Annotated in this window: 18 protein-coding genes; 3 read left to right on the top strand and 15 right to left on the bottom strand. The window is 61.3% G+C overall.

From position 1 onward, the window contains the following. Positions 1-103 precede the first annotated feature (103 nt). Positions 104-1,306: a tyrosine-type recombinase/integrase gene (locus H3028_RS20070; protein ID WP_181298973.1), complete on the bottom strand. Its 1,203-nt coding sequence runs from the start codon at positions 1,304-1,306 to the stop codon at positions 104-106. 11 nt (positions 1,307-1,317) lie between these two features. On the opposite strand from H3028_RS20070, the gene H3028_RS21485 reads away from it, so the two are divergent. The 3 genes from H3028_RS21485 to H3028_RS20080 all read left to right on the top strand — a co-directional run bounded on the left by H3028_RS21485 (position 1,318) and on the right by H3028_RS20080 (position 3,015). Next, positions 1,318-1,473, top strand: coding sequence for a hypothetical protein (locus H3028_RS21485; RefSeq protein ID WP_181298974.1), 156 nt, complete (start codon positions 1,318-1,320; stop codon positions 1,471-1,473). Between the two features lie 598 nt (positions 1,474-2,071). After that, a complete protein-coding gene (locus H3028_RS21395; RefSeq protein ID WP_258237861.1) occupies positions 2,072-2,317 on the top strand; it encodes a hypothetical protein in 246 nt (81 codons plus the stop codon). 41 nt (positions 2,318-2,358) lie between these two features. Then, positions 2,359-3,015, top strand: a complete 657-nt coding sequence (locus H3028_RS20080; protein WP_258237862.1) for a hypothetical protein — start codon at positions 2,359-2,361, stop codon at positions 3,013-3,015. Between the two features lie 88 nt (positions 3,016-3,103). On the opposite strand, the gene H3028_RS20085 is transcribed toward H3028_RS20080, so the two are convergent. The 14 genes from H3028_RS20085 to H3028_RS20150 form a co-directional block, all read right to left on the bottom strand. Then, positions 3,104-4,336 carry a TrbI/VirB10 family protein gene (locus H3028_RS20085; RefSeq protein ID WP_181298975.1) on the bottom strand — a complete coding sequence of 411 codons (1,233 nt, stop codon included), beginning with the start codon at positions 4,334-4,336 and terminating at the stop codon, positions 3,104-3,106. A 2-nt stretch (positions 4,337-4,338) separates the two neighbouring features. Then, on the bottom strand, positions 4,339-5,331 hold the full coding sequence (gene trbG, locus H3028_RS20090; protein WP_181298976.1) for a P-type conjugative transfer protein TrbG: 993 nt from the start codon (positions 5,329-5,331) through the stop codon (positions 4,339-4,341). Next, positions 5,328-6,035, bottom strand: coding sequence for a conjugal transfer protein TrbF (gene trbF, locus H3028_RS20095; protein WP_181298977.1), 708 nt, complete (start codon positions 6,033-6,035; stop codon positions 5,328-5,330). Before trbF ends, trbG begins: the two co-directional genes overlap by 4 nt. 10 nt (positions 6,036-6,045) lie before the next feature. Beyond that, complete coding sequence (trbL, locus tag H3028_RS20100) at positions 6,046-7,221, bottom strand: P-type conjugative transfer protein TrbL (RefSeq protein WP_181298978.1); 1,176 nt, start codon at positions 7,219-7,221, stop codon at positions 6,046-6,048. Next, positions 7,218-7,436 carry a hypothetical protein gene (locus H3028_RS20105; RefSeq protein ID WP_258237863.1) on the bottom strand — a complete coding sequence of 73 codons (219 nt, stop codon included), beginning with the start codon at positions 7,434-7,436 and terminating at the stop codon, positions 7,218-7,220. The genes trbL and H3028_RS20105 overlap by 4 nt, the downstream gene beginning before the upstream one ends. Next, a complete protein-coding gene (gene trbJ, locus H3028_RS20110; RefSeq protein ID WP_181298979.1) occupies positions 7,433-8,170 on the bottom strand; it encodes a P-type conjugative transfer protein TrbJ in 738 nt (245 codons plus the stop codon). The genes H3028_RS20105 and trbJ overlap by 4 nt, the downstream gene beginning before the upstream one ends. Beyond that, positions 8,167-10,596 (bottom strand): conjugal transfer protein TrbE, encoded by a 2,430-nt coding sequence (gene trbE, locus H3028_RS20115; RefSeq protein WP_181298980.1) that lies wholly within the window; start codon positions 10,594-10,596, stop codon positions 8,167-8,169. Before trbE ends, trbJ begins: the two co-directional genes overlap by 4 nt. 10 nt (positions 10,597-10,606) lie before the next feature. Continuing rightward, positions 10,607-10,879, bottom strand: a complete 273-nt coding sequence (locus H3028_RS20120; RefSeq protein WP_181298981.1) for a VirB3 family type IV secretion system protein — start codon at positions 10,877-10,879, stop codon at positions 10,607-10,609. Continuing rightward, on the bottom strand, positions 10,876-11,214 hold the full coding sequence (locus H3028_RS20125; RefSeq protein WP_181298982.1) for a TrbC/VirB2 family protein: 339 nt from the start codon (positions 11,212-11,214) through the stop codon (positions 10,876-10,878). The genes H3028_RS20120 and H3028_RS20125 overlap by 4 nt, the downstream gene beginning before the upstream one ends. 7 nt (positions 11,215-11,221) lie before the next feature. After that, positions 11,222-12,163 carry a P-type conjugative transfer ATPase TrbB gene (trbB, locus tag H3028_RS20130; RefSeq protein ID WP_181299014.1) on the bottom strand — a complete coding sequence of 314 codons (942 nt, stop codon included), beginning with the start codon at positions 12,161-12,163 and terminating at the stop codon, positions 11,222-11,224. 59 nt (positions 12,164-12,222) lie between these two features. Next, on the bottom strand, positions 12,223-12,672 hold the full coding sequence (locus H3028_RS20135; RefSeq protein ID WP_181298983.1) for a CopG family transcriptional regulator: 450 nt from the start codon (positions 12,670-12,672) through the stop codon (positions 12,223-12,225). Further along, positions 12,669-14,663 carry a conjugal transfer protein TraG gene (locus H3028_RS20140; RefSeq protein WP_181298984.1) on the bottom strand — a complete coding sequence of 665 codons (1,995 nt, stop codon included), beginning with the start codon at positions 14,661-14,663 and terminating at the stop codon, positions 12,669-12,671. Before H3028_RS20140 ends, H3028_RS20135 begins: the two co-directional genes overlap by 4 nt. A gap of 201 nt (positions 14,664-14,864) precedes the next feature. Next, positions 14,865-15,557 carry an RES family NAD+ phosphorylase gene (locus H3028_RS20145; RefSeq protein WP_181298985.1) on the bottom strand — a complete coding sequence of 231 codons (693 nt, stop codon included), beginning with the start codon at positions 15,555-15,557 and terminating at the stop codon, positions 14,865-14,867. After that, positions 15,551-15,955: a hypothetical protein gene (locus tag H3028_RS20150; RefSeq protein WP_181299015.1), complete on the bottom strand. Its 405-nt coding sequence runs from the start codon at positions 15,953-15,955 to the stop codon at positions 15,551-15,553. The genes H3028_RS20145 and H3028_RS20150 overlap by 7 nt, the downstream gene beginning before the upstream one ends. Between the last annotated feature and the right edge of the window lie 88 nt (positions 15,956-16,043).

The raw sequence follows: 16,043 nt of genomic DNA on the forward strand, positions 1-16,043 counted from the left end.
TCGAGTGTTCGAATCACTCCGTCCCGACCAACAAATCAACGACTTAGGCCGGTAGCGAAAGCTCCGGCCTTTTTCGTGTGGGGACTTTTGGGGGGACTTTTTTTCATCCTGCTTTTCTCCTCAATATGGTGAGCGCCGGACCTCGGGAATCCGTTGCAGATATCTTGTTTGCTTCATTGATCAGATGGCCGAGCTCGGCAGCTGAGTAGTGGCTTGTGACGCTGCCGTTCTTGTGTCCCAAAAGGACCTTTCTGTCTTCCTCTGTCACTCCGGCCGCCCGCAACCTCCTGCCGAACGTGTGCTTGAGGTCATGCACCCTGATCGAGGCGAAACCGGCTGGAGCCGGCCGCAGGATTTTCTCCTGATACCGCTTTGCTGCTCTGGCTCTGGCTTTCTTCCATGCTGAGTCGTTCATCCGGTGCATCGATGTCGGATTGCCGTTTTCGTCGGGTTGTCCGTACGGAAACACCCAGGTCGGATGCAGCCCCCGTTGACCTTCGATCACCGATTTGGCCACCGTATTCATTACCACCAGGCGCTCATCGCCATTCTTTACGCCCCTGCCCTCATGACGACCGCCAAAATCGGCGGGAATCAGGAAGACGCTGGTCTCGAGCTCCGGTACCGGTATCTCCCAATCCCAGCGCAGCTTGACCACTTCCTGTTCCCTGCAGCCGCTGTTGGCCTTGTATAGGGCCATTCTGCGCAAATGGTCCGGCAACTCCGCGAAAAGCAGGCTTTGCTCCTCCCAGGACAGCGGGTGTGGCTTACGCGTTGTTTTACGTATATCCAGCCGGGTGATCATCGGTACGGTATCGAGCCATGGCCGTCTCGACTCATCGCGCCATTTCCGGGCGCAGAGGTTGAGAATGCGAATGACGCGCTCAAGCGCGATGTTAATCGTCCTCGGCGCTACTGGACCCGAAGCTCGCGGTGAAGGGCCTCTCAACCTGCCAGCCAATCGGTCCCGAACATAGGGAGTGAGCGAGTCGTCATCGACATGGTCGACGGGCAAATCGCCAATGTAGGGATCGAGCTGCTCCAGATACAACGCGGTCAGTCCGATTGAGGGCTGATCTTTGAACTCGACGAGGTATCTCGTTGCCGCCTCCCTCCAGGAGCGCGTGCGACGCACGCCATAGATCCGTTGCTCGCGCAGCTTTTCCAGGCGGTGGATCAGGTACTGCTCCGCTTCCTTCCGGTCACTTGACCCAGTGCTTTCTCGAATGCGCTGACCTCGATAGACCTTGTCGACGTACCAGATCCCATTCCGTAGGTGCAGGCCCGCGATCGTTTTTCTTGCCATGGTTGTCCTCCATGGCGCTCGCTGCAGGGTCGATCTTCTCCCCACGCGCCGCGCTTATCAATGCTGGCTTTTTCGATATAGGCATCGGCCCAAGCGTCCAGATCATGGCGATCGAAGCCTATGCCCTGGGCCCCGATCGGAAATTCTCGAACATGGGGTCGGACTGATTTGTTGAACTCGTCGCGGCACATGCCCAGGTAGGCAGGGGCCGCCGCCGCTCGCAGGATGCGCGGCGGACAACAGGCTGCGACGCGCAATGGCGAGGCTGTTGGCATTTTTTTCACCTCCGGAAGACTCGACAGCTGCGACCTGAACGCAGCGGATGTGCTGACTTGATGCTGCAGGGCTCGATCATTAGTCTCAACCTGCCTGAGCTCAGTCAGGCGAGGCCGGTAGAACAGTTAAGCGAGAAGGAGCGAGAAGGTGGCGGAGCAGGAGAGGGCTGAACGGGTTTCGCGAGAGGAACTGTACGACCTGGTCTGGCGAAAACCCATGTTGCACGTAGCGGATCGTTACGGAGTGTCCTCGAGCTTCATGGCGCGGGTCTGCCAGAGCCTGGATGTCCCCAGACCGCCGAGGGGCCATTGGGCCAAGCTGAGTCATGGAAAGCCCAGTCCAAAACCTTCGCTGCCAGATGCGGGACCCGGCGTAGGGCTAACATGGAGACGAGGCGAGAAGATTGCCCCGCATGGGCCGTTGCCCAGGCCGCCGGCGAGTCGGCCGCGGCGCGTCCCGCCACGACGCACAGGCGATCTGCTCCATCCGGTGCTTGTCGGGGCGGCCGAGGCGTTTGGGAGCGGACGCAAGATCGAACAGGACTTCCTAAAGCCAGGTCAGCGTCGGCTAGCCGACGTCGTCGTCAGCGAGGGCATGCTCAAGGACGCCCTGGCCATGTTCAACGATCTGCTCCATGGGCTTGAGCAGGCGGGCGGTACGGTAATGCTGGCTCCCAGGGACTGGATCTACATGCCCAGGGCTATCGACGAGCGTGAGGTTCCGGCAAGCTTGTAAACAAGCGGTATCCATCGCTCTGGGCACCGTCGCGTCCGACCGTGGTGTTCTTCGGTACGGTGGCAATCGGCCTGATCCTGTTCGAGCTTACGGAGGCCAAGGAAGCCCGTTACGTGAACGGCGTTTACCTGCCTCTGGGCCAGGCGGAGAGGCATCGTCCTCGCGGTGGCTGGTCACAGTGGGCATGGACGACACAACATGCCTTTGTGACGGGACGTCTTTGCCTGCAGTTTTACTCGCCTTATCCGCTTGCGGATTGGAGTCAGCGCTGGATGGAGCGCAAGCCCGGCGAGATGCGCCTCCGAATGACCTCGATCATTGGCGACATTGCCAAGGCGGCACCGACTATCGCGACTTTAGTGGAAGCGGGCCAGCGCGCGGAGGAAAGCCGAAGGCGTGAATGGGAACAGGAGCGACAGCGGCTGGAGGAGCAGGAAGAGGTAAGGGGTCGGGAGAAAGCCAGGCTGGAGGCCCGGCAGCAAATGCTCGAGATCATCGATCGCTGGAATGAGTCCCAGCGCGTTCTAGCATTTTTCGAGGAGGCCGAGCGCCAGGCGGCTCTCCGAGGAGAAGATGAGAAGGCGCGCCTGCTCGACAGGCTAGACCAGGCCAGGGCACTCATCGCGGATGCCGATGCCTTGGAAGCGTTGTCAGAATGGAAGACTCCCGGCGAGCGCAGGCCGTTGCGTCGTTTGTAGACTCGACGACAAACCGAGCTTTCCCGCTCTTCGTAAGCCCGTGCGTAAAGCTTGTCGTCGCTTCAGATATAAGCTCAGTGAAATACGACTAGTCCGGTGACTGGATAGGACCCAGCGCCAAATCCCGATTCACGACGATGCGAAGGGGTAAGCCGGGGCGCAGGGTTAGGGTGGGCTTGATGTCAAGGTTGCGGCGGGTCATTTCCTGGCCGACCTGGTTCACCGTGTCCTGCAGACTGTCGCGTCCGGCAATGATGATTCGGTCGCCATCGGTGCGGCTGGACGGCGAAGCCAGTTCGGCTCCGACACCCAGCAGGCTGGTCATGGCGGCTCCGGCGACAAGGCGATCCCAGTGCCAGTCAACCCCATCCTCAAGCCCTGCATAGCCCGCCGCATCGCTCCCGACCAGATTATCCAGCTGGAATGATGACGTGTCGGGGAAGATGACGCGCTGCCAGACTATCTGCACTCGGCGTTGGCCGTAGCTGACCTGACTGTCGTAGCGGCCAAGCAGGCGCGAGCCCTGAGGAATCAGTACGTGCCGGCCAGTCGCACTGTCGTAGACCGGCTCGGTTACCGTGGCGATGACATCGCCGGGCAGGTCCGATTTGACACCCGTAACGAGTGCGGCTGCGATCACGGTGCCAGCCATTACGTGGAAGGGCGAATTTGGAAATTGCAGAAATCCGGAATTACATGTTTGTGGATCTGCGGATTTACTTGGAAGCGCTTGTCGCTTGTTAAAGGTGACTGTGCTGTACGTAGGCCTGCCCGCGTCCGCTGCGGCTCCCGCAACCACAGCAGCTGCCGGTTGCGAATGTTCAGACGGACCGCGAGCTAGGGTATTGGCGTTCACGGTTCGGCCTGTGCTCGAGCTAAAAAATATCGAGGACGTTGCTGCCTCCTCGGCCTCGACTGCATTGGGCCCTGCGCGATACCCCTGGTCTGAGGTCCTGGCACTGAGTATGGGACCGCCGAGATCGCCGGGCAGGGGTGGTCCTAACTCGGGCACCCTGGGTGATACCTGACGTGGCAGCTGAGAGTAGTCGACTGGCAATTGCTCCAGCCCTTCGGAGCGGGCCACGCGATCGACGTTGTACAGCTCGCTCTGCTCCGTGCCATTACGGCCCTTTTGGGGCTGCAGCGACCACAGCATGGCGCCGAGCACCGTGGTGGCCAACCCACCGGCGAGTACGGCTAGCGTCCTTGGATTGAGGCGGGTGACAGGGCGTGGTTGCGCACGCAGTTCGAGGGCTTCCGGTGCTACCTTGGGCGGCAGGTTCGAGGACTGGGTGACCTGGCTGGTGTCTATAGCGCTCATGCTCAGGGCTTCCGCAGCTTGCCATCGGTGCGTTCGATCCGCACCACGTCGCCCTTGGCTGCGCCGAGGCGCAGCTCGGCGGCACCGAACAGCCGATCCACGATGTAGTAGGGCGAGTGGAAGCGATAATTGACCAGTTGGCCGTCGCCCTCCGGGCCGATCACGAACAGCGGCGGTAGCTCCCCTGTCGCGATGGCGGCGGGAAACTGGATATACACCTTCCGGCCATCGTCGAAGGCACGCAACGGCTTCCAGGGCGGACTGCTGCCGCTGATGGCATAACGGAAGCGCAGCCGATCCAGATCCAGGCCGGCATCGATCGGTGCGGCGGCCTGTGCCGATTCTGCGCGGCGTTGCAGGGCGAGCATTCGGTCCCTGGGGTAGTCCCATGACACCGAGGCCATCCACGCCTGCTCAGTGGAGGTCAGCTCAATCAGGTAAGTGCGCCGTGTGGTAGAGATGACCAGGTTGGTTTTGAGGTCAGTACGAGTCGGCTTGAGCAGAATACTGACCCGCAGCTTGTCCCCGCTGCCGCTGGAGGTGTCGCCGAGGATCCAGCGCACGGTGTCCCCTGCGGCTACGGAGATCATTTGCTCGCCGGCCTGCAGGTTAATTGCCGTTACCCGGCCCGGGCTGGTGTACACCTGGTACAGCGCACCATCCGAGAAGGGCCAAATCTGGACGGCATTTATGTAGCCCTCTCGGGTCGGCGCTACTCGGGCTTCGCGGTTTGCACGAGAGACCCGTATACGCTCATCGGCGGGCTCCGCGGGTGATTCGGCGGCCTTGGCGCCCAAAAGCGGTTTCAGCTGCGCGGGCAAAGCCAGCGGTTGCGGCACCGCCACCACCTCAATGGGCTTGGGTGGCTCGGATAGGCGCTGGGCTTCCATTGGCTCGTCCAGAGCAATGACTGGCGGCGGCTCGCCCTGACTGGCACAGCCAGTCAGTAGGGTAAGCAAGATAGGACAGACGCAAAGATGTGCGGTGGTCTTCATGGCTTCTTGGCTTCTTCCGTAGTGTCCAGTTCACGGCTCCAGGAGAGGCCGTTGACGTAGATGCCCAGCGGGTTGCGCCGCAGCTTTTCCTCGGTACGGGGCGGCTGCAGCACTACCGAAATTACCGCCGTCCAGCGCTCCTGGCCGGCGGTAGTGCCGTTGACGTAACGGCGCTCGTTCCAGCGCACCTGAAAAGAGCGGTCACTGGCACGCACGACACTGGTCAGTTCAACCGTCACAGACTCCTTTCCAACACGGGTAAAGGGATCGTTCTCGCGGGCGTAGTCGTTTAGGCGGGCGGCGCCTCTATCGGTCGTGAACTGGTAGGCCTCTAGCCAGTTCTGACGTACCACTACCGGGTCGATGGACAGGGAACGCACCAAGTCGATGAAGCGCGCCAGGTGATGGGCGATCTGTGCGTCCTGAGGTTGGTACGCACTGGCCGCCTCACCGACTGCCCTCACTTGGCCGGCGCTGTCGACTTCCACCACGTAGGGCGTAACCAGAGACTGGGCTGAGCGCCAGACCAGCCCCGCAGCCATCAGCAGGGCCAGACTCAAACAGCCGAACGCCATCAGACGCCAGTTTTTTGCCTGAACCCGGCTGCTGCCCAAACGCTCGTCCCATGCCTGAGCGGCGGCCTGATATGGCGTGATGGGTTGCGGCGTCTCTGAATAGCGAACCCTGGCTCGCTTGAATCGCATGCTGGTCTCCTTAAGAGTCGGATGGGTCGCGAAATTGAGGCCCCGGGGCGGATCCACCGCCGTCACCGCCGCGTAGGGTATGGGCGACGGTCGAAGCCGCTTGCGCTAGCTGTTGCCGGCGCTGAAGCCGCTTGGCCCAGCCTGGCTGCGTCGAGGAAGTGTTGGGCGAGATGCTTTTAGAGGCGTCGTTGGATGAGGTGCTGAAAGCAGCGGCGTGCTGGGCCGTGTTCGATATAGATGTCGAAAGGCCCGAGCGAGCCAGGCCTGCAACCTGGGGCGCCATTCGCGCCCCGGCCACTGCGGCGCCGCCCGCGCCCGTGGCCAGGGCTGCGGCACCCGCGGCCATGCCGGCGACGCCCAGCGCTGTCCCGGCCGCGGCGCCCGCGCCCAGCTGCGGCGCGCCGGACACCAGCCCGGTGGCGATACCGGGGCCGAAGATACCCAGTCCGAGCATCGCGAGCGATGCAAGCATTGTGGCCAGGGCATGGTCGATCGATGGTTCCTCCGGTGCGGTTAGAAACTCACTGAACAGCCCGCTGCCTATGCCAACGATCACGGCGAGCACGAGGATCTTGATTCCGGACGACACCACGTTCCCGAGGACCTTCTCGGCGAGGAAGGCGGTTTTGTTCCAGAGCGCGAAGGGAACGAGAACAAAGCCGGCGAGGGTCGTTAGCTTGAATTCAATGAGCGTGACGAACAGTTGGATCGACAGGATGAAGAAACTGATCAGCACCATCAGCCAGGACAGGAACAGCACGATGATGCTGTCCAGGTTGATGACCGTCTTGGTGATACCTGTCAGGCCGCCGATGTGTTCGAGTAACGGCCGCCCCGCCTCGACGCCGATGGCGGCGAGCCGACCTGGCTGAAGAAACTGCTCCTGCGTCAATGACGAGCCCGAGGCCAGCAGGCCCAACCCGGCGAACGAGCTGAAGATTATTTCGGCGAGCCAATTGAAGTTACCGATGATGAATGCGAATGCGCCGACATAGAGCGTTTTCTTGAGCAGTTTGCCTATGACGTCATCGCCAGCGGTAGCCCAGAGCAATCCCGCCAGGGTCATATCAATGGCAACGAGCGTGGCCGACAAGAACGCGACTTCCGAGCCAAGCAAGCCGAAGCCCGAATCGATATAGAGCGAGAACACCTCTAGGAAGCGGTCGATTACACCGACGTCGTTCATTGTTCCGCTTCCTCGAAGCTCCCCGGTATCGGCGGCAGGCTTTGCAGCGTGAGAAATTCGCCGGGTGCGGCTTCTCCAGCGAAGAATTGCTGCGATAACCCCAATGGGCTGGGACGCTCGGCGTGTACCGATATGCGTCCCTCGTTCTGACCGCAGGCGCTCAGCGTCAGTAACGTCATGGCAGCCGAAATGGGGACGGTGAAAGGCAGCTTCATCTCGCAAAGAGCCTGACCGGGCGAGGGGTGTACTGGATGCCGTTGCCCATGAAACGACGGCGTTGTTCCCGTGCTTCATGCTCTGCGGCTACCTGGCGTGCATGCTCGAGGGCGACGGCACGGTTCTGGCTGAGATCCAGCTGCTGCGCCTGTATCGCCTGTTTTGCCTGTAGGGCCAGAAGTTGATTGGTAGCCTGGCTGGCCTGCAGCGACCCGACCGCCGACTGGCTCTGGGTCACCAGGTCGCTCAAGACGGCTTCATCCGTGCCGAGGTTCCGCGCGACCTGAGCCTGGATCCGAAGCGCCGTATGAAGGCCGTTGCGCTCGTGATTCCAGCGCTCCAGGGCCTGCTGCGCCAACTGAGCTCCCGTGGTGGTGGTGGCGTATTGGTCGGGATACAGGCGTGCAAATTCCTGGTCGAGCCGCGTGACCTCATAGGCCAGTCCCTGGGCTTCGGCTAGAAGACGTTCGCTGTTGGCAATGGACAGTCGTAGCCGGTTAATAACGTTGAAATCGAGCGTGGCGAGGTTTCGTGCCTGGTTCAGCAGCATCTGTGTCTCGTTCTGCAGCTGGCTAAGTTGGTTGCTGGTCATCTCCAGGGTGCGCACCGCAGTCAGCGTGTTCTGAATGAGGTTCGTCGGGTCGATTACCGTCAGTGCATTTGCGGATCCGGTGAGCGATACGAGAAGCGCGACCAGTGCCTGAGCCAGCGGTGCGTGCAGCGCTGGCTTCATGGCTGTATCGCCTCGGTCACTGGGTGGTAGGAAGAGAGAAGCTCGGCTGCCCACGCGAGCCCCCGACCTTCCAGCCAGGTGCTGGCGAATCCGGCGGTTCCGCGCTGCGCCAGGACCTGATCCATTTGAAGTTGGTCGGCCGGACTTGCCGCTGCCGCGAAGGACAGCGCGACGGGCCCCAGGTCCAGATCGAACAACCGGTTCCCCTGTCGGGATTGGTAGTAGTAATCCCGCTTGGGAGTGGCCCTGGCGATGGCTTCGATCTGGCGCGCGTTGAGGCCGAACGCTTCATAGATGCCACGAATCTGGGGCTCTTCTGCTTGCGGGTTCGGGAGAAAAATTCGGCTGGGGCAGCTTTCAATGACTGCGGCTGCGATGCTCGATGTTTGTATATCGGTGAGCGACTGGGTTGCGAAAATGACCGAAACGTTTTTCTTGCGAAGCGTCTTCAGCCACTGACGTATGCGCGCGGCAAATAGCGGATCGTCGAGGAACAGCCAGGCTTCGTCGAGAATAAGCAGCGTGGGCGAGCCGTCGAAACGCTCCTCGAACCGGTGAAATAGGTAACCGAGCACACCAGCCATCGCGGCCTTGCTATGCATGAGCTGCTCCATTTCGAAGCACTGCACATCGGCCAGACCAAGGCGTTCCTCATCAGCATCTAGCAGCCGTCCATGGGCGCCGCCCAGTATGTAGGGCTGTAGCGCCTGGCGCAGATGCGCATCCTGCACAAGCACCGAGAAGCCGGTCATGGTGCGTTGCGCCCTGGGCGCTCCAGCGAGGCTTTCGAGCGCGGTCCAGATTGCGGCTTTTTGCTCAGGACCCATGCCGACTCCTTCTTGCAGGAGCCGCGCCTGGACCCACTCGCTTGCCCAGGTGCGCTGAGTTTCGTCGTCGATGTCGGACAGTGGTTGGAAGGCGATGTCGCCATCCCGGCCTAGGTCGTAATACTCACCGCCAAGCCCGAGCGTTGTGGCACGCAACGATCGGCCCATGTCGAAAATCAACAGGCGAGAGCCGGAATAGCGTCGGAACTGCATGGCCAGATTGGCGAGCAGCACGGACTTGCCCATCCCCGTCGGCCCCGCGACGAGGGTATGTCCGACATCGCCGACATGCGTGACCAGTCGAAACGGGGTGGCACCCTCGGTGCGGGTGACCATCAATGGCGGTCCCTTGAGGTGTTCGTTGTTCGCAGGACCGGCCCATACCGCCGACACGGGTATCAGGTGGGCTAGGTTGAGGGTGGAAATGATCGGTTGGCGGACATTCGCATAGGCATTGCCGGGAATGGAGGACAGCCATGCTTCGACGGCATTCAGGTGTTCCGGGATCGTGACGAAGCCACGGCTCTGGATCGTCCGCTCCACCAGGCGCAGTTTGTCCTCTGCCCGTCGGGCATCGCCATCAAATACCGTGACGGTAGCCGTCACGTAGCCGAATGCGACCTGGTCGGCGCCGAGCTCTTGCAGAGCGGTATCGGCGTCCGTCGCCTTGTTGGCGGCGTCGCTGTCAACCAGTGGGCTCTCTTGTTGGAATACCGTCTCGCGTAGCAATGCCAGCACGCCCTTGCGTTTGGCAAACCATTGACGCCGCAATCGCATCAGCTCGCTCAGCGCAGCGTCCTTGTCCATGCAGATGAAACGGGTCGACCAGCGATAGGCGATACCCAGACGGTTCAATTCATCCAGGACGCCCGGCCAAGTAGAGGTCGGAAAACCACGAACCGACACAACCCGTAGCTGCTGGTCGCCGAGCATGGGAGAAAGCCCAGTCGTCAGCGGGCGGTCGGCCAGTAGCACGTCCAGATGGAAGGGAATGTCGGGGACCGCCACCGATTGCCAAACAGTCGAAACCGTACGGTGCAGGTAGGACAGGGTCCGCCCATCATCGAGCCAGCCGGACTCCGGCATTACGCCGTCGAGCAGATCCTGGAAGCGGTCGGTCTCGGCAATGAAGTCCGTCAGTTGCTGGTGCCAGTCCACGCCGTGGCGAGCCCTGTCTGCGTACAGGAGGTTGGCCGCTTTGGACTGTGCCTCTTCCCTTGGCAGGTAAACCAGCGTCAGGTGATAAGTACTCTCGAAGTGACTACCCGTCGCTTCGAATGTGCCGCGTCGCTCTTCGTCCACCAGCCAGGACAACGGATCGGGGAACGAGCTGGTTGGGTAGTGCGCAGCGGGTTGGCGATCGGCCTCGATGTGGAGCATCCAGCCTGTTCCAAGTCGTCGCAACGCATTGTTCAGGCGGGCAGTGGTAGCTACTAGCTCTCCATCGGTGGCACTGTCCAGATCGGGCCCGCGGTACCGCAGGGTGCGTTGGAACGAGCCATCCTTGTTGAGCACGACGCCAGGCGCAACGAGTCCGGCCCAGGGGAGCCAATCGGCGAGTCGTGCGGGGTGGTCGCGGTATTCGCGAAGGCTCAGCATCGTTGTCTTCCTAGACGTCGAGTAGCGCGGGGTATTTGATATGGCGAGCAAACACCTGCATGAACTGTGGATCCAGCCGTGCGCCCCAAACCGCCAAGGCATGCCCGGCCAGCCAGAGCGCCAGTCCGGGTATCCAAAGCTGCAGGCCCAGGCCGATCACGGCAGCCAGGGTCCCATTGAGGATGGCCACACTGCGCGGAGCGCCGCCGAGCAGGATGGGGTCGCTCAGCGACCGATGCAGTGGCTGTTCGAAGCCGGGCAGGTGTTCGCTTGGGCCGCTCATGCGATCACTGCCCCGCCAGCGAAGCTGAAGAAACTGAGGAAGAACGACGAAGCGGCGAAGGCAATCGACAGGCCAAACACGATCTGGATGAGCTTGCGAAACCCACCGCTGGTGTCGCCAAAAGCGAGGGCGAGCCCTGTAGCGATGATGATGATCACCGCGATGATCTTCGCGACGGGACCTTGCACCGAATCAAGGATCGATTGCAGCGGGCCTTCCCAGGGCATGCCGGATCCAGCCGCCAGCGCTGGCATCGCGACAGCCACCAGCGGGATGAGCACGAGGCCGCGCAGCGTTGAGGTTCGGATCGAAGGGCTGAAATAGGTGTGGGTCATGGCTGGTTTACCTTTGCACTGGGTTTAACGGGAGTGGGCAAGGGCCGATCGGCAGTAGCTGGTAGCCGTGATCGTCGTGGCCGGCGACCTTGACGATCTGCTGCACCCGTCGTCCGCGACCTCGACCCGAAAGAAACACGACGAGATCTACCGCCTCGGCTATCAGCGAGCGGGGCGCGGTAAAAGCGACTTCGAGGATCAACTGCTCCAGGCGCAATAGCGCGCCAAGGCAGGAGCCGGCATGAATGGTGGCGATACCGCCGGGGTGTCCGGTGCCCCATGCCTTGATGAGGTCCAGTGCCTCACCCCCGCGCACCTCCCCGACAATGATGCGGTCAGGTCGCAGTCGTAGCGTGCTACGGAGCAAGTCGGCCATGGTCACGACACCACTCAGCGATCTCAGGCAGACTTGGTCTTGGGCGGCACACTGCAACTCCACGGTATCCTCGAGAACCAGTACCCGGTCGCCGGTGTTAGCGACCTCGGCAAGCAGGGCATTGGCCAACGTCGTCTTGCCGCTGCTGGTGCCACCAGCGACGAGGATGTTCAGCCGTTCGTGTACGGCCTCCCGCAGGACCCGGGCTTGAAAGGGTGCGAGGATGCCGTCGCGCTCGTATTCCTCGAGCGAAATCACGCCTCTGGCTCGCTTTCGCAGCGCAAAGACAGGCGCGGACGCCGCCGGTGGCAACACCCCTTCGAAACGCTCGCCGGTTTCAGGAAGTTCGGCGCTCAGCAAGGGCTTGGCCCGATGCACTTCCGTACCGATGTGCGCGGCGACCAGGCGGATGAGGCGCTCACCGTCAGACGGGGCCAGCACCGCCTCCAAGGGCTTGCGTCCGGTTGAAAGCCTGTCGATCCAAAGTCTTCCGTCCGGGTTGAGCATGATCTCGAGGACATCGGGATCATCCAGCGCGTCGGCTATCTGCGCGCCCATGGCCGTTCGTAACATCAGGATGCGGCGGCCCAGAGCGGTGCTTGCGACCGACGACCGGTCAAAGGCACGCGCCATCACGACGCGCCTCGTCCGGGCCCCGTTTCAGGGGGCGACGTGTCGAGGGGGACATCCACCTGAACGTCAGCGAGTAGGCTGCGGCCTTTCTGCAACCGGCGGCCCAGTTGGTCGATGAACTGGGAGAATCGAAGCCGGCCCTGGGCCTTGGCGGCCTCCTGATGCGCTTCCGGTACCGGAGTGCTCACGGTGAGGTAGTAGCGCACGTATAGCGCCACGGTCTCGATCAGGATGTTCTGGTCCCGTTCCAGCCGTTCGAATTGTCTCGACAAGCGATCCAGGCGCTTGGCCATTGCCGTTTCGCGCTGGTCCCCCGATGTTGGAGACAGCCAGGCGGCCAATGCCGCTGCCACGATCGAGGACTTCGAGACGCCTTTCTTGATGGCCAGCTCGTTCAACCGCTTGGCGTGCTCGGGTTGTATAAAGAGGTTCAAGCGTGCACGGCTCATAAGGTGATTCCATCGTCAGGGTCAAGCGAGGCCATGCGTGCAGGACCACTCCTGCGCGGGCCGCACTGAGCGGGTAATGCGGTGGGTTCGTCGTCGTCATCCAGCAGGCCGAGGTCACTAGAGGCGTAAGGAGGCTCTGGCAGGTAGATCGCCTCATTCAGCTCCGGCTGGTGACTTGGTCCACCGTCCTCCGATAGATGACCCGGTACAGCGCCTGGTGGTGACCCTGACGCAGCTCCTGGCAATGCGAGGTCGCTCCAGTCATCGAGCCTGGCTGGCGGAGCGTCGAGGTATCGTCCCGGTACCAACGACGGGGCAGGGCATATCCGCTGCGTGAAATTGGTGTCTTCGTAGTAGCGGAGCTTGTCTGCACGGATTGGTGAATGCCCCGATAGCATCACGACTGACTTGTCCGAGGGCAGCTGCATCACTTCGCCCGGCGTCAGCAGTGCGCGGGCGGTTTCCTGGCGGGACACCATCAAGTGTCCGAGCCAGGGCGCCAGACGATGGCCCGCATAGTTGCGTTGTGCGCGAAGCTCGGTGGCCATGCCCAGCGTTTCGGAGATACGCTTGGCTGTGCGTTCATCATTAGTGGCGAAGGTGATTCGGACATGGCAGTTGTCCAGGATCGAGTGGTTCTGGCCGTAGGCCTTGTCGATCTGGTTGAGCGATTGCGAGATAAGAAAGGCGCGCAAGCCATAACCGGCCATGAACGCCAATGCCGATTCGAAAAAATCCAGGCGTCCCAGGGCTGGAAACTCATCGAGCATCAGCAACAGTTTGTGCTTGCGGTTTATCCCGTCCGCGCCATCCAGCGATTCGGTCAAGCGTCGCCCCACCTGGTTCAGGATCAGGCGGATCAGTGGCTTGGTCCGGCTGATATCCGAAGGCGGGACGACCAGGTACAGCGATACGGGAGTGGGGGCCGAGATCAGGTCCGCGATACGCCAGTCGCAGCGTGACGTCACACTCGCAACGGTCGGGTCGCGGTACAGGCCAAGGAAGGACATGGCGGTAGAAAGAACGCCCGAACGTTCGTTCTCGCTTTTGTTGAGTACTTCACGAGCCGCCGAGGCCACTACCGGGTGGGGCCCATCACCGAGATGGGCTGTTGCCATCATCCGATGCAGGGTCAGCTCGAAGGTGCACGTCGGGTCCGACAGAAAGTTAGCGACACCCCGCAGCGTCTTGTCTTCACTGGCGTAGAGCACATGAAGAATGGCGCCTACCAGTAGCGCATGGCTGGTTTTCTCCCAGTGGTTTCGCCGCTCAAGCGCGCCCTCGGGATCCACCAAGATGTCAGCTATGTTTTGGACGTCCCTGACCTCATGGGCACCGCGGCGCACCTCCAGCAGCGGGTTGTAGGCTGCCGAAGCCTGGTCGGTTGGGTTGAATAGCAAACAGTGTGAAAATCGTGAACGCCAACCGGCTGTCACGCTCCAGTTTTCCCCCTTGATGTCATGGATGACTGCAGAGGCCGGCCAGGAGAGGAGGGTGGGGATGACCAGCCCTACGCCCTTGCCCGAGCGTGTCGGGGCGAACGCCAGGACATGCTCGGGACCTTCGTGGCGAAGATAGCGATGCTGGAATAGCCCGAGGAAAACACCTGCGGCTGCCGTCAGCCCCGCTGTCTTCACTTCCGTGGCATCGGCCCAGCGCGCCGATCCGTAAGTGGTGACACGCTGGGATTGGCGGGCGCGCCAGAGCGCCATGGTGATCGCCGCCAGCACAGCCAAGCCGCTGCCGGACGCGGCGATCATCCCGCCGGTATCGAAGATCTGCGGTGCGTACGCGTCGAAGAAAAACCACCACTCGAACAGGCGCCAGGGGTGATAGACGGGCGTGCTGAACAATTCGAACCAGGGAGCCCCTAACCGCTGCTGGTAACCAAGGGCGGAGGCCGTCCACTGGGTAGCGGCCCAGATGCCGCAAAGAACGATGGATATGACCACCGTCACTTGCCCGTACAGCACGTTCGTTGCTTGTCTCACCGCGACAAAACCCCTTATCTGCGCGGCACGCCACTGTGCCGCGATTGAGAGGTTCGGTAATCAGCAAGAAGACATCAAAGACCGTTTGAGTGCGGATTATGTCCGGAAAAACAAGACGTCAAACTGTGGCGTGGGTGGGGACGCTGCAGCAGTCGAAGTGGGGGACAAGCCAATATTGCTGCTGGTAGGTGTTGGCAGCGTTCAAACAGCGCTGATGATATTAGCGCTTGAAATGCGACCGTTCCAGATCATCTCGTAATGCGCAGTTTGGATGACAGAGGCCACCTGCTTCGGGGTCATGAGCGCCCAGCAATCCTGCCCCGCCTTGCGTACGGAACGGTAACGCAGCCCGGGGTTTCCGGCGTCTTTTACCAAGCGTCCGAGGCGATGGGCATGCGAGTAATCGTCAGGGTCATAGATCGGATCAGTCGTCGGGACGGACGTCGCATCCAGCATTCCGGCTTCGTTGAATAGGCACGACAGGCCTCGGAAGACGAATCGCTCATAGCTGAGGCCCTCGACGTTCGACCAGTACCGGTCCTGGTGATGGCGAACTTCGGCAAGCGCCGTCTCCATTGTGCTAGCCAGGTACAACACGCCGTAGGTGCCGTCGCTAAACCGCGACCCTGCAGGGTTCACGTGAGTAAACGGGGCCGTGGCGTAGGAACAGCCAGGGATGCCGAAGGGGATTTCCGAACGAGGGATCAACTCGATGCGTCCGGTTTCATTCTGCAGCCTTGGGTTCGTCAGGGCTTGCAATTGATACAGCGTTTCAAACTCGGCGGCGTCTGCTACATCATCGAACAACGCAATGGGCGGAAACTTCGAATTGACCAGTCGATAGGCCTGCAGCTGCGCGCTGGATCGCTCCGATAAATGGCTCGGAGCTACCATTGAGCGCCTCGTAGGCTATCGATACGCCGAAACGATTCGTACAACGAAATCATGTCTCCCTGGGCCATGACCTCCAGCGGGGACCGCCCATTGAAAAATCCGTTATGGTTGGCCATCGTGGGAAACCCGTAGACATTCTCAGGGTTGTCAAAAACCATCCGCAGAGCGGCATGGATGTTGAGAACAAAGCTGACGCGTTGCATCTGGTCCGAATCGAGGCTCACGGACCACGCAGCGTCACGCAACTTGGCCCTGGCGTGCGTGCTGCGCGAGATTCGCAGGATGTTGCATGCCTGGTCAGTAGTCGCATGCCACTTCTCTAGGATGTTCACGGCAGCCTTCAGTCCCGTTGCGCATTGATCCTTCGTAAGCGCCTTTGTTTGCGGAATTGCTGTCATGGCAGGAACCTGTTTTGTGTCTGTAGAGACAAATCTAGCAGGTTTTGCGTCTGAAGAGAAAGGTGGCGTTATCAGGGGTGAGGTAGCC

Origin of the sequence: Pseudomonas sp. Q2-TVG4-2 (assembly GCF_013620795.1) — a bacterium.
Lineage (GTDB): Bacteria > Pseudomonadota > Gammaproteobacteria > Pseudomonadales > Pseudomonadaceae > Stutzerimonas.